The sequence below is a fragment of the Marinobacter halodurans genome, from assembly GCF_004327985.1.
Classification (GTDB): domain Bacteria; phylum Pseudomonadota; class Gammaproteobacteria; order Pseudomonadales; family Oleiphilaceae; genus Marinobacter_A; species Marinobacter_A halodurans.
Genome location: NZ_SJDL01000006.1, coordinates 26,345 through 50,792 on the forward strand (window position 1 = coordinate 26,345; position 24,448 = coordinate 50,792).

The window sequence follows — 24,448 nt, forward strand, 5'->3', positions numbered from 1 at the left end:
CGGGTGGAAAAGCAGGTTCCGGATACTCAGGGTGCCCGGGAACGAAAAGTGGTGGGCGTCAGGACAGTGTCCCGCGCTTCATGCAACACTCCGGGAAAATCGAGGGTGTAGTGCAGGCCGCGGCTCTCCCGGCGTTGCATGGCCGAACAGATGATCAGGTCGGAAACGGTGACCAGGTTGCGCAGTTCCAACAGGTCGTTGGAGACCCGGTAGTTGTTGTAGAACTCGCCGATTTCCCGCGACAGCAGGTCGGCCCGGTGCTTGGCCCGCTGCAGTCGCTTGGTGGTCCGCACGATACCGACATAATCCCACATGAAATGACGCAGCTCATCCCAGTTGTGCGAGATCACGACGTCTTCATCGGAGTCGCGGACCTGGGATTCATCCCACGCCGGTGCCTGCGGCGGGTCGGGGATCTCATCGTCCAGCCGGGCGATGTCCTCGGCGGCGGAGCGGCCATACACCAGGCACTCAAGCAGCGAGTTGCTGGCCATGCGGTTCGCACCATGCAACCCGGTAAAGGCTGCTTCGCCGACGACATAGAGCTGGTTGACGTCGGTGCGCGCCCGGTAGTCGGTCATCACGCCGCCGCAGGTGTAATGGGCGGCCGGGACCACCGGAATCGGCTCGCGGGTGATGTCGATCCCGAACGCCAGGCAGCGCTCATAGATGGTCGGGAAATGAGACTTCACGAAGTCGGCCGGCTTGTGGCTGATGTCCAGATACAGGTGGTCGGCACCCAGACGTTTCATCTCATGGTCGATCGCCCGGGCCACGATATCCCGCGGTGCCAGTTCGCCGCGCTCGTCGAATCGCTCCATGAAACTGGAGCCATCCGGCAGCAGCAGGCGACCGCCTTCGCCGCGCACCGCTTCGGTAATCAGGAACGATTTGGCGTGCGGGTGATACAGGCAGGTCGGGTGGAACTGGTTGAATTCCATGTTGGCCACCCGGCAGCCCACCCGCCAGGCCATGGCGATACCGTCACCGGAAGCGCCGTCGGGGTTGCTGGTATAGCGGTAGGCCTTGCTGGCGCCACCGGTGGCGATCACCACGAAGCGCGCGCGGAACAGCTCGACATGACTGTCGTCAAGATTGAGGACATAGGCACCGACACAGCGGTTCCCGGGCAGGGACAGCTTGCGGTGGGTAATCAGGTCGACGGCGACCCGGTTTTCCAGGATCTCCACGTTGGGGCACTGGCGAACCCGGTCGCTGAGGGTGTGGGATACGGCCTGACCGGTAGCGTCGGCGGCATGGATAATACGCCGGTGACTGTGACCGCCTTCACGGGTGAGGTGGTACTTCTGGTCGCCATCCCGTGTAAAATCAACGCCCTTGTCGATCAGCCACTCGATGCTTTCACGGCTGTGCTCGACGGTGAAGCGCACGGCGTCCTCATGGCACAGGCCGGCCCCGGCATTCAGGGTGTCGCGGATATGGGCCTCGACGCTGTCTCCGGAATCGAGCACGGCAGCGATGCCGCCCTGGGCCCACAGTGTGGAGCCACTGGTCAGTTCGCCTTTGCTGATCACCGCGGCTTTCATGTGGCCGGGCAGGTTGAGCGCGACGCTCAAGCCGGCGGCACCACTGCCGATAATCAGCACATCGTATTGGTGGGACTGTGGCATCTGTTCGCTATCGCAGGCCATAATGAGGGCGCTATTGAACTAAACTTTACGGCTGCTGTCTATTTGGCCACACGGGCTTACCTGCCACAAGTCAGGGTTGGCAGAGGGCTCTTAAGTCAAGTGCGAATGGGACTGCAGCATGACGTTATCCAGAATGCCAACTTCGGCCCTGTGGGACTGCCGTACGAGTTCGGGGGAGGGCACCCCGGAGAAAGCCACGGTAACCTCCCTGCCAGAGCGCCCGAATGCAGGTGGCCAAACGGCGATGAAACCGGTGACAGAGAGCACGCCACAGTCTCCCTCTGAAAGCCAGACCGACAAGCAGCTCATCCAGCGCGTCAAGCGTGGTGACCGGTCTGCGTTCGATTTCCTGGTGCTCAAGTACCAGTCTCGCGTGGCATCCATTATCAGCCGCTACACCAACGATCCCCAGGACATTCTGGATCTCACGCAGGAGACCTTCGTCAAGGCCTACCGCGCGGTCGAACGCTTCCGCGGCGACAGTGCCTTCTACACCTGGCTTTACCGGATTGCGGTGAACACCGCCAAGAATTTTCTCGAATCACGCGGGCGGCGTCCGCGTGGCAGCATGGAGGCTGAAGAGGCCGAACGGCTCGACTCCGGTGACTGGTTGCGCGATGTCGCGACCCCGGAGAAACTGATGCAGCGCGAAGAAATGTACGAAGCCATGCAGCGTGCCATCTCCGGATTGCCGGAAGAGTTGCGTTCGGCCCTGTTGTTGCGTGAATACGAGGGCCTGAGCTACGAAGACATTGCCCGGATCCTGGAATGCCCGATTGGAACCGTGCGATCACGGATTTTCCGGGCGCGGGATGCCGTGGACCGGGAGCTGGCCCCGATGTTGAGTGCAGACTGAATGTCTACAGAACTTGAAACGGTGTTGTTGATTTTGAGGTGCATGCGCAATGGATGATCGTCTAAGAGAGACGCTGTCAGCCATGATGGATGACCAGGCCGATGAACTGGCTGTGCGTCGTCTGCTGTCTCGTGCCGGAGAACCGGAGGTCCGGGAACAGTGGCAGCGGTGGCAGCAACTGCGCAACTTGATGCATGACGAGCGCCGAGACCTGGCCACGGTGGACGTCAGTAACGCGGTTCGTGCGGCTATCGATGCCGACGGCGATTTGCCGGAACGTGAAGAAGCGGGGACAGCGGCGTCCAACTCCGCTCGCCGCTCGCTGCGCTGGTCCGCGGTAGCCGCCGTCTCCATGGCCCTGTTGGTGGGTTTTGGTGCCGGGGCTCATTGGAGCATTTCCGACGAGGGCCGTGCCGACACCCTGACGGCGGGCCTGTTTGCGGACGGGGCCGGCAACGATGAGGCGGGCAGTGCTCCCAAGGTGCCCGAAATTGCCCTGCAGGGCCTGGACGACGAACAGCGGGAACAGATGAGCCGCTATCTGCTCGAGCACGCCCAGCATAACAGTGTGGGGATGGGGTATGGCTCGATGGGCTATGCCCGGGTGGCCAGCGTGTCGACCGGCCTGCGCTGATCCAATGGCCAGGCAAGCGAACCATAAGCGTCGCGCCATCCTCCCGTGGCTGGCCTGCGGTCTCGGAGCATGGGTCCTGTCGGCTTCGGCCCTGGCCGGGGAGATGCCGACTACCGCGGAAGGCTGGTTGGAGCAGATGGGACCGGCGCTGAACGCCACCAGCTACAAGGGTGTGTTCGTCTACAGTCGGGGCGATCAGGTCAGCTCCATGCGTATTGCTCACCGCTTCCACGACGGTGAGGTCCAGGAGCGGCTGGTCATGCAGGATGGCGACCAGGGCGAGATTATCCGCCGGGGTGGACGCGTCTTCTGCATACTCCCGTCCCGCGGCCGCATCCAGTTGGACGCCATGTTGCCTTCAGGGCCCTTCTCGGAAGTTTTCTCCGACAAGATGGCTCCGGTCCGTCGCTGGTACGCCGCCCGGCTGCTTGACGATGACCGTGTTGCCGGTCACAAGGCCGTCGTCATTGCCCTGAACCCGAAAGATATCCATCGTTACCGTTACCGGCTCTGGCTGGAGAAAACCTCCGGGCTGCTGGTCAAGAGCCAGGTATTGACCAACGACGACAAGGTATTGGAGCGATTCCAGTTCACCATGCTGGAACTGACCGATGATATTCCGGACAGCGAGTTCCGCATTCCCAGCCAGGAGTCGACCCGTAAGCTGGCGATCAGCGGGGCGCGACAGGCCCAGCCACCGTCACCGCCTCCACCCATGCCCCAACTGACCTGGAAGCTCAGCTGGCATCCCGAGGGATTCCAGGCGACACCCGCGCCGCATCCGCCGGGCGGACAAGCCGTGGCGTTTTCGGATGGCCTGGCTTCGTTCTCCGTGTTCATTGCCCCGGTAGGAAACATGGACATGCCGACAGGGATTTCCCGAATCGGTGCAACGACGATTTTCATGAGCAAGGTGGTCGCAGATGACCAGCGTCATCTGGTGACGGTCGTCGGGGAAATTCCTCCGGAAACGGCGGTCAAAGTAGCCCGGTCCATCCGGATCGAGCGACAGCCGGCGCCGGAACAGCCGGAGAAGTCGGCAGCCAAGGCGGATACCGCCGTGATGCCCGGAGGCGATCATGATTGAGGAGCGCGGCACGGTGGTTGCGGTCATTGACGAGGCGGCCTGGGTGCAGACCATCCGTCAGAGCACCTGTGGCAACTGCAGCGCGCGCAAGGGGTGCGGTCAGGGCGCACTGGCCAGCATGAGCGACGGTCGGGCGAATCAGGTGCGGGTGCGCAACGACCTGGGGGCCCGGGTGGGTGACCAGGTCATCCTCGGCATTGAGGAGTCGCAACTGTTACGGGCCTCCCTGTTGGTGTATGCCTGGCCGTTGTCGGTCATGCTGTTGGGAGCGCTGGCGGCCGCCGCCGTATGGCCCGGTCAGGACGGCCCCGCGATCCTGGGAGGCGTCCTTGGGTTGGCGGCCGGTTTCGGAGCGCTCCGCATGCGCTCCCCGCAGGGGCGCCGGCACCCGGGATTCGAACCGGTCCTGCTGCGTGTTGATCTGCATCATGTGGCCGCCGAGCCAGTCGTCATGCGGGATTCAGGTCCACTGGGGATGCCCTGAGCAAGTCACCGCCCTGCATAACATTTCCTTAATTTGAAACGGCAAAATCTGCCTAGAAAATAGACGTGTCCATTCTGTAAAACCAACCAAATTCTGGAGTGAGGTATGCCCACAAAGAGCCTGAGAGTCTGGTTTGCGCCCATTCTGGCGATAATGATGCTGCTGGCAAGCCGCGCCCATGCCGAGTTGCCCGATTTTACCGGCCTGGTCAAGGAAAACTCCGCGGCGGTCGTCAACATCAGTACCACACAAAATCCCAAGTCTCAGACGGGGATGCCTTTTGACCAGCGTCAGCTGGATCAGATGCCCGAGTTTTTCCGCCGCTTCTTCGAAGGCCCCAATGGCCCCCAGATGCCCGGCCAGCAACAGCCGCTGCATTCCATGGGGTCGGGTTTCATTGTGTCCGAAGACGGCTATATCCTGACCAATAATCACGTGGTGGATGGAGCCGACGAGATCGTCGTCCGCCTGAGCGACCGCCGCGAGCTCAACGCCAAGGTGATCGGGACCGATCCCCGCTCCGATATCGCCGTGCTGAAGATCAAGGCTGATCACTTGCCGGTGGTGAAGATGGGGCACTCCAGTGACCTGCAGCAGGGGGAGTGGGTGTTCGCGATCGGCTCGCCGTTTGGTTTCGACTATACGGTGACCGCGGGCATCGTCAGCGCCATCGGCCGCTCCCTGCCGTCGGAAAACTATGTACCCTTCATCCAGACGGACGTGGCCATCAATCCGGGCAACTCCGGTGGCCCGCTGTTCAACCTGGATGGAGAAGTGGTTGGTATCAACTCCCAGATCTACACCCGGTCCGGTGGCTTCATGGGCGTATCCTTCTCGATTCCCATTGACGTGGCCATGAATGTCTTCCACCAGATCAAGGACCAGGGTTTTGTGTCCCGTGGCTGGCTGGGCGTGCTGATCCAGGAAGTGAACCGGGACCTGGCCGAGTCGTTTGGCCTGAAGCGCCCGCGTGGTGCGCTGGTGGCTGAAGTGCTGCCGGATTCGCCGGCTGAAGCCGCCGGTCTGCAGCCGGGAGACATCATCCTCAAGTACAACGGTGAGCAGATTAACCTGTCGTCGGATCTGCCGCCGATGGTGGGGCGCACCAAGATCAACGAGACGGCCGAGTTGACCGTGCTGCGGAACGGTGAGGAAAAAGAGCTGGATGTGACCATCGGCAAGCTGCCGGAAGATCGCCAGGCCAGCGCCAGCGAAGAGCCGTCTCCGTCGGTAAGTGGTGGACCGCTGGGCGTGTCGGTGGCCAACCTGACGGCAGAGCAGCGCCAGCAGATGGGTATCAAGGATGGCGTTCTGGTACAGAACGTGGGCTCCGGTCCGGCACTGGATGCGGGGATCCGTCCCAACGACGTCATCCGCAAGCTGAACAACGAGACGGTGAGCTCGGTTGACGATTTCCGCCGGATCGCCGGTAACCTGCCCAAGGGCAAGGCCATTCCGGTCCTGGTCATGCGGGAAGGCCAGTCGACCTTCCTGGTCATCAAGACCGAGAAATAAACCTGCCGGCGCCGGCTTCCGCGCCGGCGCCGTTCCTGCCTTTCAGACATTTGGCCCCGTAGTGCCACCCTGCGCTACGGGTTTTGCTATACTCCCCGGTTTAAAATTGATCAGGCCCTGATGACCCTTGACGCAAGGGGACCCGGTGCATTTTAGACTGAGGGGCGCGGCGCCCCGATTCAACGGATTGAAGTAATGGCGAAGGAAGTAACCCTGGGGCAGTTGGCCCGACGCTCGTCTTCTCGCATAGCCTGGTTGGTCCTGCTGATTTCCCTGCTGTTGACCGCCGGTGCCTGGCAGTTCTCCATCCGTCTGGTGCAGGACCGGACCCAGGCCCGTTTTGAAAACCAGTCCATGCAGTTGAAGACGGCCATCGAAGAACGGCTGCTGAACTACGAGCAGGTGCTGGCCGGCAGTGCCGGGCTGTTCGCCGTGGCCGATCTGGTCGGGCGTGACGACTGGCGCCTGTACGTCAACAAGCTGGATATCAACCGCTACTATCCGGGCATCCAGGGCATCGGCTACACCGCCCGGGTGGAAGGTGACGAGATCAAGGATTTCGTACGCCGGATCCGGGACCAGGGGCTGCCGGATTATCTGATCAATCCGGCTGGCGTCCGCGCCGAGTACCATCCCATCGTTTTCCTGGAGCCGAGTACGCAGCGCAACAGGCGCGCCTATGGCTACGACGCGTTTGGCGATCCTACCCACCGTATCGCCATGGAGGAGGCTCGCGACACCGGCAAGGCCACCATGACCGGAAAGGTGGTGCTGGTGCAGGAGGAAGTCGACGACGAGCAGGCCGGATTCCTGATGTACTTTCCGGTCTACGAAGGCGATAAAGTGCCGAAGATCCTGGAAGAGCGGCGTATGCGCCTGCGCGGTTTCGTCTTCAGCGCGTTCCGCATGAACAACCTGATGGATGGCATCGTCGGCCTGATTGCGCCGTTCCTCGACGTACGCATCTACGACAGCGACGTGCCGGTCAAGGAGGACCTGATGTATGCCTCCAACCTCGGCTCGCTGGAAGACGATTACACCTTCAAGATGAGCCAGAAGGTCGAACATGGCGGGCGCACCTGGCTGCTGCAGACCCACACGACACCGGCGTTCGATTTCCGGGCCTCGGATCCGCGGCCGCTGATCGTGCTGGTGGCCGGGATCATCATCAGTCTGCTGCTGTTTGCCTTCTCGCTGGCGATGATCCGCTCGCGCCTGCTGGCCCAGATCAATGCCGGTCGCTACCGCGCGATTACCGAGGGCGCCAGCAACATCACGCTGATCCTCGACCAGAAGGGCCACACCCAGTATGTCAGCCCGTCTTCCGAGACGATACTCGGCTACGATCCAGGCACGGTCCCGAACCTGCAACTGGAGGACCAGGTCCACCCGGACGACTGGCCCCAGCTCCAGCACTGCTTCGACCAGGCGCTTACCGAGCCCGGGAAAGGCCTGCCGGTGGTGCACGCCCGTATCCGCGACGCGCGTGGCGAATGGCGCGATATGGAAGGCACCTACACCGCCATGACCGACGTGCCCGGGGTGAATGGGGTCGTGGTCAGCCTGCGCGACCTGACCGAGCTCAAGGCGGCCCAGTCGGAGCTTCACCGCCTGGCCTTCTACGATCCCCTGACCGGACTGGCCAACCGACAGCTGTTCCGCGACCGGCTGGAGCACGTGATCCGCCGCTGCAAGCGCAGTGGCCATGCCGCCGCCCTGATGTTCCTGGATCTGGACGGGTTCAAGCGCATCAACGATACCCTGGGGCATGACGTGGGCGATCACCTGCTGCAGACTGTCGCCGGCTGGCTCAGCGGATGCGTGCGGGAAGAGGATTCGGTGGCCCGCCTGGGCGGTGACGAATTTGTCGTCCTGCTGTCGGAGGTGACCGGATCGGACGCCGCCCTGGCCGTGGCCGAAAGCATCCTGCGCCGGCTCTGCCAGCGGGTGCGACTGGGGGAGCATGAAGTCGGGGTGACCGTGAGTATCGGTCTGGCCATGATCCCCGGGGACAGCGAAGACGCCACCTCACTGATGAAGTATGCGGACCTGGCCATGTACCGGGCCAAGGAGCTGGGGCGCAACAACGTCCAGTTCTTTACCTCGGCCCTGAACATCCAGGCTGCCCGTCGCCTGTTGCAGCAGGAGGAGCTCGGCAACGCGCTGGATGCCGATCGCTTCGTCCTGCACTACCAGCCGAAGATCGACCTCAACAGTGAACGTATCCTCGGTGTCGAGGCATTCCTGCGCTGGCAGCATCCGGAACGCGGCCTGGTGCCGGCCCAGCAGTTCATCAATCTGGCGGAGGAATCCGGCCTGATCGTGCGGTTGGGCGAAATGGCGCTGCGCCAGGCCTGTATCCAGATCCAGGCGTTGGAACGGGCCGGCTTCGGGGAACTGAGGATTTCAGTCAACCTGTCATCGCGCCAGGTAACCGATCCGAATTTCCTCGACATGTTCCGGCGGGTCGTTACCGAGACGGGCGTGAAGCCGGAACAGTTGGAGCTCGAGCTGCCCTCGGACCTGCTCAACGAAGAGCCGGACGTGGTGCATCCCCTGATGACTGCGCTTCATGATATCGGCGTTTACCTGATTCTCGACAATTTCGGTGCCGGCAACTGTTCGCTGTCGGCCATGCAGCGGTTGCCGCTGCACGCCGTGAAGATCGATCAGGTATTCATTCGCGACATTCCCTACAACGCCACGGCCACGGATGTGACCGCCGCCGTCATTGCGCTGGCGCACAAGCTGCACCTGGCGGTGATCGCCGAAGGGGTGGAAACACCCCAGCAGCTGTCCTTCCTGCGCGCCAATGGCTGTGCCCAGGGCCAGGGTAACCTGTTCAGCTACCCGCTGGATGAGGATGCCCTGATCGGGTTCCTGGTGCGGCAGCAGGAGCGCAAGGGCTATTGAGACGACTTCGCGCGGCTGCATAAATCCTGAACGGTCTACATGGCAATAGCGTCGCTTAACCGGTAAAATCAGCCTTCCCAAATCTGCCGCCGGCCCTGTGCCGGCGCGCCGGACATTTTTCTGACGTGAGACACCCGATTCTGTGACTGACCTGAGCCACATCCGCAACTTTTCCATCATCGCCCACATCGATCACGGAAAATCCACGCTTGCCGACCGTTTCATCCAGGTCTGCGGCGGCCTGACCGACCGGGAAATGGCCGAACAGGTCCTGGACTCCATGGACCTGGAGCGTGAACGGGGGATCACCATCAAGGCGCAGAGCGTGACCCTGCGCTACAAGGCCCGGGACGGTATCGAATACGAGCTCAATATGATCGACACCCCGGGGCACGTGGACTTTTCCTACGAGGTGTCCCGCTCGCTGTTTGCCTGTGAAGGCGCGTTGCTGGTGGTGGATGCCGGGCAGGGCGTCGAGGCCCAGTCCGTAGCCAACTGCTACACCGCCATCGAGCAGGGCCTGGAAGTGGTGCCGGTCCTCAACAAGATGGACCTGCCCCAGGCCGAGCCGGACCGCGTCGCCCAGGAAATCGAGGACATCATCGGCATCGAGGCGACCGAAGCCGTGCGCTGCAGCGCCAAGACCGGCTTGGGCGTCGAGGACGTCCTGGAAGAGCTGATCCGCCTGGTGCCGCCGCCCCAGGGCGATACCGAAGGTCCGTTGCAGGCGCTGATCATCGATTCCTGGTTCGACAACTACCTGGGCGTGGTGTCGCTGGTCCGGGTGCGTCAGGGCTCGCTGCGCAAGGGCGACAAGATCCTGATCAAGTCCACCGGGCGCGCCTGGCAGGTGGACAAGGTGGGTATCTTTACCCCCAAACCGACGGATACCGGCGTGCTGGGCACTGGCGAGGTTGGTTTCGTCGTTGCCGGCATCAAGGACATCAAGGGCGCGCCGGTGGGCGATACCATTACCCACCAGAATACGCCGGACACACCCATGGTGCCGGGTTTCCAGAAGGTCAAGCCGCAGGTCTACGCCGGCCTGTTCCCGGTCAGTTCCGACGACTACGACGACTTCCGGGAAGCGCTGGACAAGCTGACCCTGAACGACGCCTCCCTGTTCTTCGAGCCGGAGAGTTCGGACGCCCTCGGTTTCGGCTTTCGCTGTGGCTTCCTGGGCATGCTGCATATGGAAATCATCCAGGAGCGGCTGGAGCGGGAATACGATCTGGACCTGATCACCACGGCGCCGACGGTGGTGTTCGAGGTCGTCACCAGGCAGAACGAGACGCTGTACGTCGACAACCCTTCGCGCCTGCCGGACATTGGCAGCATCGAGGAAATGCGCGAGCCGATTGTCGAAGCCAATATCCTGGTGCCGCAGGAACACCTGGGGAATGTGATTGCCCTGTGTGAAGAAAAGCGCGGCGTCCAGAAGAATATGCTGTTCCTCTCCAGCCAGGTGCAGTTGACCTATGAACTGCCCATGGGAGAGGTGGTTCTCGATTTCTTCGACCGGATCAAGTCCGCCAGTCGCGGATTTGCATCACTGGATTATCATTTCAAACGATTCCAGGCCGCGGACCTGGTGCGCCTGGACATCCTGATCAACGGTGACCGTGTGGATGCCCTGGCGCTGATCGTACATCGCAACCAGTCCCACCACCGGGGCCGGGCGGTTCTGGAAAAAATGAAGGAACTTATTCCGCGCCAGATGTTCGATATTGCCCTGCAGGCAGCGATCGGCAACCACGTCATTGCCCGCCAGACCGTCAAGGCATTGCGCAAGAATGTCACGGCGAAGTGCTATGGTGGTGACGTCAGCCGTAAGAAGAAACTGTTGCAGAAACAGAAAGAAGGTAAAAAGCGCATGAAGCAGCTTGGTAACGTCGAGGTGCCCCAGGAAGCGTTTCTTGCCGTACTGCGTGTCGACAACTAGACACGCTGCTCCAATAAGAGGCCCTAGGACCCAAGCATGGATATCAATTTTCCCCTGATCCTCGTCACCCTGACGTTCGCCACCGGTCTGATCTGGCTGGCTGACAGGCTGTTCCTGCGCTCACGCCGTGAAGCCCGCCTGTCTGAATCCTCCAGCGGCGGTACCGGCAGCGTGGCGGGTGAGAGTGCCGGCGAGGAACCGGAGGGCGCCAAGGAGCCTTACCTGGTCGAGCTCAGCCGCTCTTTCTTCCCGGTCCTGGCCATCGTCCTGGTGCTGCGTTCCTTCCTGGTGGAGCCGTTCCAGATTCCCTCCGGTTCCATGTTGCCGACCCTGCAGGTGGGCGACTTTATCCTGGTCAACAAGTTTGCCTATGGCTTGCGGCTTCCGGTGCTGGGTACCAAGATTGTGCCTATTGGCGAACCTGAGCGCGGCGACGTGATGGTGTTCAAGTACCCCAAGGATGGCGAGACCAACTATATTAAACGGGTGATCGGTCTGCCGGGGGACAAAATCAGCTATCACGACAAGACGTTGTCCATCAACGGCAAGGTGATCGACTCCGATTTCGTTGCCAACCTGCCGCCGGTGGAACTTCGGGAAGAGAATCTGGAAGGGGTGCACCACAATATCCTCCTCAACCATACCCGCCGTGGCCTGGAAGGAGAGGGCGACTGGGTGGTCCCCCAGGGGCACTACTTCATGATGGGGGACAATCGTGATAACAGTAACGACAGCCGTTACTGGGGATTCGTCCCGGAAGACCTGGTGGTGGGCAAGGCCTTCGCCATCTGGATGCACCTGGAGTCCTGGGTGCCGAGCTTTGATCGTGTCGGCCTGATCAAGTAGTCGGAATGCCGGTGTACGGCGGTTCCGGAATCATGGAATAAAAAGAGAGTAATCAATGAAGACTCAACGTGGCGCTTCCACCCTGGGTATCCTTATCGCTGTCCTCTTTTTCGGCAGTCTGATCACGCTGGTGATCAAACTGGGTCCGATCTATCTGGATGACATCACCATTCAGGAAGCCATCGAGAGCCTGAATGACACCAAGGATCTGGACCAGCTCACTGTCCGCGATGTTCAGGGCCTGGTCCGCAAGCGGCTGAGCGTCAATAACGTCAGAGGATTTGACGAGAAGCAGATCAAGATCCACAAGGAAGACGGCAAGGTGCATATCGACCTCGAATATGAGGTACGTACGGATCTGTTCCAGAACGTGGACGCCGTCGTCCACTTCAATCATGCCTACGAGATGACAGGTCAGTGAGGGTAAGTGAAATTGAACTGGGCCGGCTCCAGAAGCGCCTCGGTTACCAGTTCCGGGATCCGGAACTGCTGACCCTGGCGCTGACGCACCGGAGTCACGGCAACCAGAATAACGAGCGCCTGGAGTTCCTGGGCGACTCGATCGTGAATATGGTCATCGCCGAGCACCTTTACCGGCATTTCGAGAATGCCCGGGAAGGCCAGCTCAGCCGCCTGCGTGCGCGCATGGTCAAGGGGGTGACGCTGGCGGAGATCGGCCGCGAGTTCAATCTCGGCGATTACCTGCGCATGGGGTCCGGTGAACTGAAAAGTGGCGGTTTCCGGCGCGATTCCATCCTGGCGGATGCCGTGGAGTCCGTGATCGGTGCGATCTACCTGGACAGCGATTTCCACACCTGTCGGGCACGGGTACTGGCCTGGTTCAATGAGCGCCTGGAGCGCCTCGACCTGCAGGATACCCAGAAAGATCCCAAGACCCGTTTGCAGGAATACCTGCAGTCCCGCCAGTATCCGCTGCCACGTTATGACGTCATTTCCATCGAAGGCGAGGCGCACGCCCAGACCTTTCATGTGGAGTGTGCCCTGCCGTCCCTGGACCGCAAGACGACCGGTGTCGGCGGCAGTCGCCGCGTCGCCGAACAGCAAGCCGCGCGCAACGCCCTTAAATCGCTGGGTGTGGAGAATAATTGATGATCGACCCCAGCCAACCGGAAAACCCCAACAGCCGTTGTGGTTTCGTCGCGATTGTCGGCCGCCCCAACGTGGGCAAGTCGACGCTGCTCAACCATATCCTCGGCCAGAAGCTGAGCATCACCTCGCGCAAGCCCCAGACCACCCGTCACCAGGTGCTGGGCATCCAGACCCGCGGCGACGTGCAGGCCATCTACGTCGATACGCCCGGCATGCACGAGGAGGAACCGCGCGCCCTGAACCGCTACATGAACCGTGCGGCGTCCTCGGCCCTGAAGGATGTGGACGTGGTGGTCTTCGTCGTCGACCAGACCCACTGGACCACGGCGGACGACATGGTCCTCAGGAAACTGGAGAACGTGAAGGCGCCGATCATCCTGGCGGTCAACAAGGTGGACAAGGTCGAGAACCGCGACAGTCTGCTGCCGCACCTGGCGGAACTGGCCAAGAAGTACGATTTTGCGGAGATCATCCCACTCTCGGCCCTGCGCGGGCAGAATCTGGCACCGCTGGAAGAGGCCGTGGACCGGCTGCTGCCCGTCAGCATCCATTTCTACCCGGACGATCAACTGACCGATCGCAGCCAGCGTTTCCTGGCTTCGGAAATCGTCCGCGAAAAGATCACGCGCCAACTCGGCGCCGAGCTGCCCTATTCGGTGGCGGTCGAGATCGAAGAGTTCAAACAGGAAGGGATGGTGCTGCACATTGCCGCCCTGATCCTGGTGGAGCGTGAGGGGCAGAAGAAAATCATCATCGGTGACAAGGGCGAACGCATCCGCCGTATCGGCCAGGAAGCCCGGATCGACATGGAAAAGCTGTTCGACAGCAAGATTATGCTGCGACTCTGGGTCAAGGTGAAGAAGGGATGGGCCGACAGCGACCGGGCGCTCAAGAGCCTGGGCATGGACGATTTCTGAGACGGCCGTTGAGCTGCGGTCCGGCTGAAACCAGGAGACGACCTGAGGCATGAGTGACAGGGTCGATCAGGAGCCCGGCTATGTCCTGCATCGCCGGAATTACCGCGAAACCAGCCTGATGGTGGACCTGTTTTCCCTGAACCACGGTCGCCTGACGGTGGTGGCGCGCGGAGCCAATAGCCCGAAGAGCCCCCTCAAGGCGCAACTGCAGCCGTTCCAGCCCATGTTGCTGGCCTGGCAGGGGCGCTCCGACCTGAAGACGCTGACGTCCGCCGAAAGCCGCATGGGCCCGGACCTGCGCCGGACCGAGCGACTCTATTGCGGGCTCTACCTCAATGAACTGCTGCAGCGTCTGCTGCCTCCCGCCGAACCCTTCCAGACACTATTTGCCCATTACATCGAGACCCTCGATGCCCTGGCCGGAACCAACGATTTCGAGCCGACCCTGCGGCGCTTCGAATGGCATTTGGTGGAGGCCCTGGGCTACGCCTTCGACTGGTCCATGGCGATGGATACCGGAGCGCCCGTGACGGCCGGCGGCCACTATTATTATGATCCGGAGCAGGGGCTGCAGGGCGCCGCCGGCCCCGGCAGCCTGTTACAGGGACTGCGTGGCGAGGTGTTGCTGGAGTTAGCGGACGCGCGGCTGGAAACCGCCGAGGCCCGGCGTACCGCCAAGCGCGTCATGCGGGTCCTGATCGATCATCTGTTGCAGGGACGGACGTTGCACAGTCGCGCCCTGTTTACCCAATTGCGAGGAGACAAGCATGAATCCTAGAGTGTTGCTGGGCGTCAACGTCGATCACGTGGCGACGCTGCGCCAGTCCCGCGGGACCCGCTACCCCGATCCGGTACAGGCTGCGCTGCTGGCGGAGGAAGCCGGCGCGGATGGCATCACCATTCACCCCCGGGAGGACCGGCGCCATATCCAGGACCGGGATGTCATGCTGATGCGGGACATGCTCAACAGCAAGATGAACCTGGAAATGGCGGTCACCGATGCCATGTTGGCCTTTGCCGAGCAGGTGCGTCCGCCCTGTATCTGCCTGGTGCCGGAGAAGCGGGAGGAACTGACCACCGAAGGCGGACTGGACGTGGCCGGGCAGGAGGAACGGGTGGCCAGGGCCTGTGAGCGGCTGGCGCGCATCGGGGCCGAGGTCTCCCTGTTCATCGACGCCGACCAGGACCAGATCGACGCCGCGGCCCGTTGCGGCGCGCCCGTCATCGAAATCCACACCGGCCACTATGCCGACGCGGACACGTCGGAAGCAGTGGAGGCGGCCTTCAGGCAGGTGGCCAATGGCGTCGCCTACGCCCAGTCATTGGGTCTGGTCGTCAATGCCGGCCATGGCCTGCACTATCACAACACCGAGCGGGTGGCCGCGATCCCTGGTATCAACGAGCTGAACATCGGCCACAGCATCATCGCCCGGGCGCTGTTCACGGGCATGAAGGAAGCGGTGCGGGACATGCGCGCCATCCTGGACCGGGCTGTCGACGCCCGCTAACGCGCCGGGAGCCCGCGTGCCCTCAGGTCGGGTCGGCGGTCGCGCCGACCTCGCCGCGGAACATGCCCTGCCAGTCCGTCTCCTCGGACCACACCAGCAGCCGGTCGATGGCCGCCATCAGTGAGCGGGCCAGGGGTTCGCGTTCGTCGCTGTCACGCTTGATGGCGGTTTCCAGCGTTTCAGCGATACTGCGCAATTCCGGTACCCCGCAGTAGCGGGTCGCGCCGTGCAGCTTGTGCACCCGCTCCAGCAACTCGGCGTTATCGCCTTTCTCGAGCAGGTCCCGGATGCTGTTCTGGTCGAAGGTGACCTGTTCCAGCAGCATGCTGAACAACTCTTCCGCGAGATCCGCCTTGCCGGCGGCCAGCCGGATGCTCTCCTCGATGTCCACGCAGGGCAGCTGTTTCTCCCGGCTCGACGGGCGAATGCTGCGGGGTTGGGGTTCCGGCGCCGGCATGGCCGTCCTGTCGTCACCGGTGCCCGGGCCGCGATAGCCGGTGTGGTGGTACAGGGTGTCCAGCAGTTGCTGGCTGCTCACCGGCTTGGCCAGGTAACCGTCGAAGCCCTGGCGTAGCAGGCGGTCCTTTTCCTCGGACAGCGCATGGGCGGTCAGCGCGATGATCGGCACCGGCGGCTGGCGGTCGTCCAGATGGCGGATGCGGCCGGTGGTTTCCAGGCCGTCCATGCCCGGCATCTGCAGGTCCATGAAAATCAGGTCGAAGCGGGTCTGGCGCGCCTTGCTCAGGGCTTCGAAACCACTGGTGGCGCCCTCCGCCCGGACCTTGCAGTCGGCCAGGAGCGTCAGTACCAGCTTGAGATTGGCGTCGTTATCGTCCACGGCCAGTACACGGGGCGTGTGGTCCGGCGCAGGCGGTGGTAAGGCGGCAGGCGGGTCGCCGGGCAGCGCCTGGTCCGGGGCATGGCTGCCATGAATCAGCATGAACAGCTCATCGTACAACCGGTCGCGGCACACCGGCTTGGAGACGTGGCCGCTGGAGACGCCGGCCAGATGGCCGTCCTGATCGTCCAGGGTGGGTGTCAGCAGCAGCGTGCGACAGTCCCGCTCCACCTCGAGGGTATGGAACATCTCCCGGTACTGGCTGGAGTGCAGGAGGTGGCGGGTTACGCCAACCATGGCGACGGCATAGCCATGGTTGTCGTACTGCGCCTGCTCCACCTTTTCCAGCAGGTCGCCGGGCGAGGTCGCTTCGTCCACCGTTATGCCCCAGTCCCGCAACAGGTGAGTGACCGCCAGGGCCGTGGTCTTCTGCTGCTCCAGATAGATCACCCGCTCACGCTGCAGGGCATCGCGGGGAGCTGGAGGCTCGGCATTGCGGGCCACTTCGGTGGACAGGGTGAACCAGAAGGTGGAGCCGCGTCCCAGTTCGCTGTCCAGTCCGATCTCGCCCCCCATCTCTTCCACCAGCCGCTTGGAAATCACCAGACCGAGGCCGGTCCCGCCATACTGTCGCGCGGTAGATGCGTCCGCCTGGCTGAAGGCATTGAACAGGGACTGCTGCTGGGCACGGGACAGGCCCACGCCGGAATCGGTGACGCTGAAGCGCAGCACCACCTGAAAGCCTTCGGTGTCCTCTTCCTCCAGGCTGGCCCGCAGGACCACTTCGCCGGTCTGGGTGAACTTGATGGCGTTGTTGACGAGGTTGGTGATCACCTGCTTCACCCGCAGCGGGTCGCCCATGATGGTGTCCGGCACGTCGCTGTAGATGAGCGGGACCAGGTCCAGGTTCTTGGCGTGGGCGGCCGGCGCCAGCATCACCATGACCTCCTCGACCGTGTCGCGCAGGCCGAAGGGGATGCGGTCCAGCACCAGCTTGCCCGCCTCGATCTTGGAGAAGTCGAGGATGTCGTTGATGATGGTCAGCAGGATTTCCGACGACTTGCGAATGGTGTTGAGGTGGTCCCGCTGCTGCTGGGCCCCCGGGGTCTTCAGCAGCAGCTCCGTGAAGCCGATGATCCCGTTCAGCGGGGTGCGGATCTCGTGGGACATGTTGGCCAGGAACTCGGACTTGATCCGGCTGGCTTCCAGGGCCTCCTTGCGGGCCAGATCCAGTTCGATGTTCTGGATCTCGATGGTTTCCAGGGTTTCGCGCAGGTCCTCGGTGGCCTGGTCGATGTTCTGCTGCATTTCCGCCTGGGCTTCGCTCAGTTCCTGGGCCATGGCGTTGAGCCCGGATTCCAGTTGCTCGAACTCGGGGCCGGCCTGGGTGTGCACCCGGGTCTTGAGATCGCCGCCCTTGAGCCGGGCGACGGCGGAGTTCAGTTCGAAGATGGGGTCGGTAACGCTGCGGCTCATGCGCAGCGCGATCAGCACGTTCAGTGCAATGCCGCCCAGGATCAGCAGCAGGCTGATCAGCAGGGCCTTGTAGCGTTCGGCATCGGTGCGGGTGTGGGACATTTCCACCGCCGCCCAGCCAATCGGTTCGACGGCACTGGGCGCGGTCTTGCGGGACTCCAGGTCCAGCATGCTGTCAATCATCAGGTCCTGCAGGAAGACCGGCGCGATAAAGATGGAACTGTTCTCACCCGGCAGGGTCAGGGTTTTCTTGTCGGTCAGCTTGTTATCGCCAATGTCATCGGACAGGCTGGGGCCAGTGTGCAGCAGGTGTTGGCCCTTGGCGTTGAAGAAGGTGATGGAGCGGACATCCTGCTCTTCGAGCAGGGCATTCGACAGGTTGTTCAGCAGGCTGCGGTTGCCGGTGAACATACCGTATTCGGACGCAGCCGCCAGTTGCCGGGAAAGGGACTCGCCGCGATCGCGCAGCAGGTGCTCGATGTTGCCGACCCAGCTCTGGGTGAAGAATGCGCCCAGGATGAGCGTGGTCAGGATGGTCGGTACCAGCGTGACAAAAATGACTTTCTTGCGAATACCCCAGCGTCGCATGGTGCGCTTCCTGATTCCGTCAGCAGGCCTTGTACCGGATCATCCGTGGCGGGGGACACAGCTTCCCGGATGTACAAAGCGTCGTCCCTGATTCTTATTGGCATCCCGGAGTCGGGCGGGGCGACATCGGGTATGCCATACCATCATAATCTTGAACCCCGACAGAATCGGGAACGGCATCACCGCTCCCCGTTCAGGGTGCACAAAGCGATGTCACCGGCCCCGCTTAGAACCTGCAGTCATTTTGGTAGCGACAAGCTGTATTGGGATACCGGCGACGATGCGCGTATGATGCGTCGTCAGAGTGTATCACAGCTTGCGGTGGCTGCCGGTGGACCGAACCGACAGTTTTTTCCACAAGTCATTGCTGTCAGGAGTCCGAAAATCCATGCATTTCCCCACCATTGAAGATTACGTCGGTCATACGCCGCTGGTGCGCCTGCAGCGCCTGCCGGGGGAGACGTCCAATGTGATTCTGGCCAAGCTGGAAGGCAACAATCCGGCGGGCTCCGTCAAGGATCGTCCGGCCATCAGCATGATCCAGGAAGCCGAGCGCCGTGGCGACATCAAGCCGGGCGACACCCTGATCGAGGCCACCAGTGGCAACACCGGCATCGCGCTGGCCATGGCGGCGGCCATCAAGGGGTATCGCATGGTGCTGATCATGCCGGCGAACATGAGTGAGGAACGCCGGGCCTCCATGCGCGCCTACGGGGCCGAGATCGTCACCGTCAGCAAGGAAGAGGGCATGGAAGGGGCCCGCGACCTGGCCGCGCAGATGCAGAAGGAAGGCAAGGGGCTGGTGCTCGACCAGTTTGCCAACCAGGACAACCCGTTGGCCCACTACCGCACCACCGGTCCCGAAATCTGGGAGCAGACCCGGGGGCGGATCACCCATTTCGTCAGTTCCATGGGGACGACCGGCACCATCATGGGGGTGTCCCGTTACCTCAAGGAACGCAACCCGGATATCAGGATCGTGGGGCTGCAGCCGTCGGATGGTTCCTCCATCCCCGGCATTCGCCGCTGGCCGCAGGAATACCTCCCCAGGATCTACGACGCCAGCCGCGTCGACCAGGTGCTGGATGTCGACCAGAAGGACGCGGAGGACACCATGCGAGCCCTGGCCCGCGAAGAGGGCATCTTCTGCGGCGTCTCCTCCGGTGGTGCGATTGCCGCCGCATTGCGTCTCTCCGAGCAGGTTGAGAATGCGGTAATCGTCGCCATTATCTGTGACCGGGGTGACCGGTACCTGTCCACCGGCGTGTTCCCCGGCGCCTGAAGTTGTGAAATAGGCGGGCTGCGGGCGCTGTGTGGAAACGTAACGAATGACGTCGTTTTCATACAGTCTCCCACGCTGGGCCCGCCGTGCCTGACCGGAATTCCTGATGAGCAAGAGACGTAGAAGAAAAGCGTTACCCGCCGAACCGATCCACTGTCAGATTGAAAAGCTGAGTCATGATGGCCGGGGCATCTGTCACCTCGACGGCAAGACCCAGTTCGTGGACGCTGCCCTGCCGGGCGAATCGGTGATGGCCAAGTATGTAAGCAGTCGCCGCAGCTTCGACGAGCTGCGTGCCATGGAGGTGCTTGAGGCATCGCCGCAGCGGCAGACACCCCCCTGTGAATTTGCCGACCTGTGCGGTGGGTGCAGCCTCCAGCATATGGCGCCGGACGCCCAGATTGCGTTCAAGGAGCAAACGCTGAAAGAGCACTTTGCCCACTTTGGGGGCATCGAGCCGGAACAGTGGGTGGCCCCGATGCGGTCGGAAGGGCTGGGATACCGCCGCAAGGCGCGCCTGGGGGTGCGCTTCGTGCCCAAGCGCGATGCCGTCCTGGTGGGCTTCCGTGAGAAACGCAACAGCTTCCTGACCGATATCGACCGCTGCGTGGTGATGGATCCCCGCATTGGTGAGCGGATCGGCGCCCTGCGTGAACTTTTCTACGGTATGGAGGCCTACCGTACCATCGCCCAGGTGGAAGTGGCCTGTGGTGACGATGTCGCCGCCATGGTGTTCCGTAATATGGAAACCCTGTCGGAAAGCGACACGGAAAAGCTGATCGCCTTCGGAAAGGCGCATGAATTGCACATCTATCTGCAGCCGAAGGGGCCGGATACGGTGCACCGGATCTGGCCGGCAAGTGCGGGCCGGGCCGACGAGCGTCTGTCCTACCGGCTGGCCGATTTTGACGTCACCCTGCAGTTCCATCCGATGGATTTCACGCAGGTGAATGCAGGGATCAACCGCAATATGGTCCGGCAGGCGCTGGACTGGCTGGCACCGCAGGACGATGAGCGGGTCCTTGACCTGTTCTGCGGCCTCGGTAACTTCACCCTGCCGCTGGCCCGCAAGGCTGGTGAAGTGGTGGGTGTGGAAGGGGATGAGGCCATGGTGGTCCGCGGACGGGAGAACGCCGAGGCGAATGGCCTGGACAACATCCGTTTCCACGGTGCCAACCTGCAGGGCGATTTTACCGCCGAGACCTGGGCGGCCGAGGGCTTTGACAAGATCCTGATCGACCCGCCCCGTTCGGGTGCCCAGGACGTCTGTGAATACCTGGCGGCCTTTGGCGCCCGACGGATCGTGTACGTCTCCTGCAACCCGGCCACGCTGGCCCGGGATGCGGGCGTGCTGGTGGAAAAAGGCTACCGGCTGGTCAAGGCCGGGGTGATGGACATGTTTCCGCACACCACGCACGTTGAATCAATGGCCCTGTTCGAGCGCAGCTAGACGTTGCCTCCGACAACGACAACAGCCAGGGGCCGGGGTGCGGGCAGTGCTGACTGCCGGCGCCAGGGACAAGGGGAAAGTGGACCGCTATGGTTAAGGTTCGAGAAGATTACGCCGTGACCACGGATGGTCAGGTGGACATCGAAGGCTGGGTCCGGCACATCCAGGCCCAGACCACCCTCGAGGATGTGGATCAGTTTCGCCGCGCCTGCGAAAAGGCCGCGCTCATCGATCTACAGGCTGTCCGTGAAGACCGGCTCTGGGCGCCGGGCGCCAGCAGCTTTCGTACCGGCGTGGAGATGGCCCAGGTGCTGGCCGAGCTGCACCTGGACCAGACGGCCCTGGTCGCCGCCATCCTCTATCGGGCGGTGCGTGAAGAGCGGGCCACCCTGGACGAAATCCGCGAGGAATTCGGCGACGACGTCGCCCGCCTGATCGACGGTGTCCAGCAGATGGCCGCCATCTCGTCACTGCATCATCCACTCAAAGGCAACGTGCTGGGCCAGAGCCAGGGCCAGTTGGACAACGTCCGCAAGATGCTCGTGACCATGATCGACGACGTCCGCGTTGCCCTGATCAAGCTGGCCGAACGGACCTGTGCCATCCGGGCGGTTAAGAGTGCGCCGCCGGAAAAGCGCATGCGGGTGGCCCGCGAGGTGTTCGACATCTACGCCCCGCTGGCCCATCGCCTGGGGATCGGTCACATCAAGTGGGAGCTCGAGGATCTCTCGTTCCGCTACCTGCACGAATCCGCCTACAAGAAAATCGCCAAGCTGCTGGACGAGAAGCGGCTGGACCGGGACCAGTACGTCAAGCGGGTCCTGGCGGACATCAAGCACGAGCTGGATCTCGCCGGTATCCAGGGCGAGCTGTCGGGCCGCGCCAAGCACATCTACAGCATCTGGCGGAAGATGCGCCGCAAGGGCATCGACTTCAGCCAGGTCTATGACGTGCGCGCGTTCCGGATCCTGGTGCCGACGGTGCGGGACTGCTATTCCGCGCTGGGTATCGTGCACAGCCTGTGGCGCCACATTCCCAATGAGTTCGACGACTACATCGCCAGCCCCAAGGAAAACGGCTACCAGTCCCTGCACACGGCGGTGATCGGGCCGGAAGGCAAGGTGATGGAGGTCCAGATCCGCACCCATGCCATGCACGAGGAGGCCGAACTGGGCGTGTGTGCCCACTGGCTCTACAAGGGCATGGACACCGGCAACAAGTCCACCGGCTATGAAGCCAAGATCAACTGGCTGCGCCAGGTTCTGGAATGGCAGGAGGATCTGGGGGATCTGTCGGGGCTGGTGGACCAGCTCAAGACCGACGTCACGCCGGACCGGGTGTACGTCTTCACACCGGAGGGGCACGTGGTGGATCTGCCCCAGGGGGCGACGCCGGTGGATTTCGCCTATCGCGTGCACACCGAGGTGGGCCACGCCTGCCGTGGGGCCAAGGTGAACGGACGTATCGTGCCGCTGACCTATCCGCTGAAAACCGGTGACCAGGTGTTCATCCTGACCTCCAACAACCCGGCGCCCAGCCGGGACTGGCTGAACTCCAGCCTGGGCTATATCCAGACGTCCCGGGCCCGGGCCAAGGTGACCCACTGGTTCAAGGAGCAGGATCGCGAACGCAACGTGGTCGACGGCCGGGCCATCCTCGAGGACGAGTTCAAGCGTCTGTCGATCTACGAAGTGGATCTGACCCAGCTGGCGCAGAAGGTCAACTACCAGACCGCCGACGACATGTTTGCCGCCGTGGGGGCCGGCGACCTGCGTCCGACCCATGTGGCCAACATCGCCCAGCAGTTGGTTGAGCCGCGTCGCCAGCAATTGGACCTGAAACTCCAGGGCACGCGCCACCAGACCTACGATGCCGACTCGGACATCCAGATCCAGGGCGTGGGCAAGCTCAAGACCCAGGTGGCCAAATGCTGCAAGCCGCTGCCGGGAGACCCGATTGGCGGTTACATTACGGTCGGGCGGGGCGTGACCGTGCACCGGCAGGACTGCCTCACTTTCCTGCACCTGCGCGAATACGAACCGAACCGGATCATCGAGGTGGATTGGGGCGGTCGCCAGGAAGCGGTCTACCCGGTGGACATCGAGATCGAGGCATACGACCGGTCGGGTCTGCTGCGGGACATCACCACCATCCTGGCCTCGTCCCGGACCAACGTGCTGGCATTGAATACGTTGTCCAACAAGGACGACAATTCCGCCACCATGACCGTAACGGTGGAGATATCGAGCCTGGAGCAGTTGGCCAAGTTGCTGGCCCAGATCCGCAACCTGCCCAACATCATGGGCGTTCACCGCAAGCGCAGCCAGTAACCGTGGAGGAAGACATGCCCCGGAGCTATGACATCGACGACCTCAAGACCCTGATGGCGCGCCTGCGGGATCCGGAGATTGGCTGCCCGTGGGACTGCAGGCAGGACTTCCGCAGCATCGTCCCCCATACGCTGGAAGAGGCCCACGAAGTGGCCGACGCCATCGAGCGGGAAGACTACCCCCACCTGAAGGATGAGTTGGGTGACCTGCTGTTCCAGGTGATCTTCTACGGCCAGTTGGGTGCGGAAGGGGGCCATTTCGATTTCGATGGCGTCGTCGATCACCTGGTGCGCAAGCTGATCCGCCGTCACCCGCATGTCTTCCCGGAGGGCACACTGGAAAGCCGGGTCGACCCGGATAACCGGCCCACCGATGAGCAGATCAAGGCCAGTTGGGAGCGCATCAAGGCGGAAGAACGGGCGGCGAACCCCGATCCAGCGGCGGAAACCAGTAGGCTGGACGGGATTGCCGGATCGCTGCCGGCGATGGTGCGCGCCGAAAAGCTGCAGCGCCGGGCGGCCAGCCATGGCTTCGACTGGCCGGATATCGGGCCGGTTTTCGACAAGCTGCACGAGGAAATCGACGAACTGAAGGAGGCCTGGGCCTACACCGGCGAGCATCCCGACGACCGGGACGCGCTGGAAGATGAGCTGGGGGATCTATTGTTCGTATGCGTGAATCTGGCACGCTTCCTGAAGGTGAATCCGGAACAGGCGCTGAGACGCACCAACCGGAAATTCGATGCCCGCTTTCGGGCCATCGAGCGGGAACTGGCCTCACAAGGGCGCGAATTCGACGACCAGACGCTCGAACAGCTGGATGCTATCTGGCAATCCGTGAAGGGGGTCGAGAAGGCCACCAACGACAGCTGAAACGAGGATGGACAGGGCCCCGCTGACTGTTACAGAGCGGATTCATTCAGCGCCTGACTAGGTACAATCCGTAACGATATCACGCAGTAAGCCGAACATCGTTAAGCTACACTTTCAGCAAGCGCTGCCGGTTACCCACCGGGATTGC

General features: G+C 62.4%; 19 protein-coding genes. 17 read left to right on the forward strand and 2 right to left on the reverse strand.

All coding sequences use genetic code 11. From position 1 onward, the window contains the following. Positions 1 to 26: 26 nt before the first annotated feature. On the reverse strand, positions 27 to 1,631 hold the full coding sequence (gene nadB, locus EZI54_RS05210; RefSeq protein WP_207389152.1) for an L-aspartate oxidase: 1,605 nt from the start codon (positions 1,629 to 1,631) through the stop codon (positions 27 to 29). Between the two features lie 265 nt (positions 1,632 to 1,896). Between nadB and rpoE the strand changes: the two genes are divergently transcribed. The 13 genes from rpoE to pdxJ all read left to right on the forward strand — a co-directional run bounded on the left by rpoE (position 1,897) and on the right by pdxJ (position 15,464). Continuing rightward, the gene (rpoE, locus tag EZI54_RS05215; RefSeq protein WP_131479764.1) at positions 1,897 to 2,508 is read left to right on the forward strand and encodes an RNA polymerase sigma factor RpoE; all 612 of its coding nucleotides are present in this window, start codon (positions 1,897 to 1,899) and stop codon (positions 2,506 to 2,508) included. A gap of 49 nt (positions 2,509 to 2,557) precedes the next feature. Further along, positions 2,558 to 3,142, forward strand: coding sequence for a sigma-E factor negative regulatory protein (locus EZI54_RS05220; protein ID WP_131479766.1), 585 nt, complete (start codon positions 2,558 to 2,560; stop codon positions 3,140 to 3,142). A 103-nt stretch (positions 3,143 to 3,245) separates the two neighbouring features. Next, positions 3,246 to 4,229, forward strand: coding sequence for a MucB/RseB C-terminal domain-containing protein (locus tag EZI54_RS05225; RefSeq protein ID WP_131479768.1), 984 nt, complete (start codon positions 3,246 to 3,248; stop codon positions 4,227 to 4,229). Next, positions 4,222 to 4,713, forward strand: a complete 492-nt coding sequence (locus tag EZI54_RS05230; protein WP_131479770.1) for a SoxR reducing system RseC family protein — start codon at positions 4,222 to 4,224, stop codon at positions 4,711 to 4,713. The genes EZI54_RS05225 and EZI54_RS05230 overlap by 8 nt, the downstream gene beginning before the upstream one ends. Before the next feature lie 105 nt (positions 4,714 to 4,818). Continuing rightward, positions 4,819 to 6,228 carry a DegQ family serine endoprotease gene (locus EZI54_RS05235; protein WP_131479772.1) on the forward strand — a complete coding sequence of 470 codons (1,410 nt, stop codon included), beginning with the start codon at positions 4,819 to 4,821 and terminating at the stop codon, positions 6,226 to 6,228. Positions 6,229 to 6,423: 195 nt separating this feature from the next. Then, entirely contained in the window at positions 6,424 to 9,141 is a 2,718-nt protein-coding gene (locus EZI54_RS05240) for a bifunctional diguanylate cyclase/phosphodiesterase (protein WP_131479774.1), read from the forward strand. Between the two features lie 142 nt (positions 9,142 to 9,283). Beyond that, positions 9,284 to 11,083 carry a translation elongation factor 4 gene (gene lepA, locus EZI54_RS05245; protein WP_131479776.1) on the forward strand — a complete coding sequence of 600 codons (1,800 nt, stop codon included), beginning with the start codon at positions 9,284 to 9,286 and terminating at the stop codon, positions 11,081 to 11,083. Positions 11,084 to 11,119: 36 nt separating this feature from the next. After that, positions 11,120 to 11,929 (forward strand): signal peptidase I, encoded by an 810-nt coding sequence (lepB, locus tag EZI54_RS05250; protein WP_131479778.1) that lies wholly within the window; start codon positions 11,120 to 11,122, stop codon positions 11,927 to 11,929. Positions 11,930 to 11,984: 55 nt separating this feature from the next. Continuing rightward, positions 11,985 to 12,350 carry a DUF4845 domain-containing protein gene (locus EZI54_RS05255; protein ID WP_131479780.1) on the forward strand — a complete coding sequence of 122 codons (366 nt, stop codon included), beginning with the start codon at positions 11,985 to 11,987 and terminating at the stop codon, positions 12,348 to 12,350. Next, positions 12,347 to 13,039, forward strand: a complete 693-nt coding sequence (gene rnc / locus EZI54_RS05260; protein ID WP_131479782.1) for a ribonuclease III — start codon at positions 12,347 to 12,349, stop codon at positions 13,037 to 13,039. The genes EZI54_RS05255 and rnc overlap by 4 nt, the downstream gene beginning before the upstream one ends. After that, on the forward strand, positions 13,039 to 13,956 hold the full coding sequence (gene era, locus EZI54_RS05265) for a GTPase Era (RefSeq protein ID WP_131479784.1): 918 nt from the start codon (positions 13,039 to 13,041) through the stop codon (positions 13,954 to 13,956). The genes rnc and era overlap by 1 nt, the downstream gene beginning before the upstream one ends. A 49-nt stretch (positions 13,957 to 14,005) precedes the next feature. Then, complete coding sequence (gene recO, locus EZI54_RS05270; RefSeq protein WP_131479786.1) at positions 14,006 to 14,734, forward strand: DNA repair protein RecO; 729 nt, start codon at positions 14,006 to 14,008, stop codon at positions 14,732 to 14,734. Further along, on the forward strand, positions 14,724 to 15,464 hold the full coding sequence (pdxJ, locus tag EZI54_RS05275; RefSeq protein WP_131479788.1) for a pyridoxine 5'-phosphate synthase: 741 nt from the start codon (positions 14,724 to 14,726) through the stop codon (positions 15,462 to 15,464). Before recO ends, pdxJ begins: the two co-directional genes overlap by 11 nt. A 22-nt stretch (positions 15,465 to 15,486) precedes the next feature. Here pdxJ and EZI54_RS05280 read toward each other — a convergent pair whose 3' ends face one another. After that, the gene (locus EZI54_RS05280) at positions 15,487 to 18,366 is read right to left on the reverse strand and encodes a response regulator (RefSeq protein WP_131479790.1); all 2,880 of its coding nucleotides are present in this window, start codon (positions 18,364 to 18,366) and stop codon (positions 15,487 to 15,489) included. Positions 18,367 to 18,754: 388 nt separating this feature from the next. Between EZI54_RS05280 and cysM the strand changes: the two genes are divergently transcribed. The 4 genes from cysM (at position 18,755) to mazG (ending at position 24,300) form a co-directional block, all read left to right on the forward strand. Further along, entirely contained in the window at positions 18,755 to 19,648 is an 894-nt protein-coding gene (cysM, locus tag EZI54_RS05285) for a cysteine synthase CysM (RefSeq protein ID WP_131479792.1), read from the forward strand. 106 nt (positions 19,649 to 19,754) lie between these two features. After that, positions 19,755 to 21,098 (forward strand): 23S rRNA (uracil(1939)-C(5))-methyltransferase RlmD, encoded by a 1,344-nt coding sequence (rlmD, locus tag EZI54_RS05290; RefSeq protein ID WP_131479794.1) that lies wholly within the window; start codon positions 19,755 to 19,757, stop codon positions 21,096 to 21,098. Between the two features lie 89 nt (positions 21,099 to 21,187). After that, on the forward strand, positions 21,188 to 23,428 hold the full coding sequence (gene relA / locus EZI54_RS05295) for a GTP diphosphokinase (RefSeq protein WP_131479795.1): 2,241 nt from the start codon (positions 21,188 to 21,190) through the stop codon (positions 23,426 to 23,428). A gap of 14 nt (positions 23,429 to 23,442) precedes the next feature. Then, positions 23,443 to 24,300, forward strand: coding sequence for a nucleoside triphosphate pyrophosphohydrolase (gene mazG / locus EZI54_RS05300; RefSeq protein WP_131479797.1), 858 nt, complete (start codon positions 23,443 to 23,445; stop codon positions 24,298 to 24,300). The last annotated feature ends 148 nt before the right edge of the window (positions 24,301 to 24,448 follow it).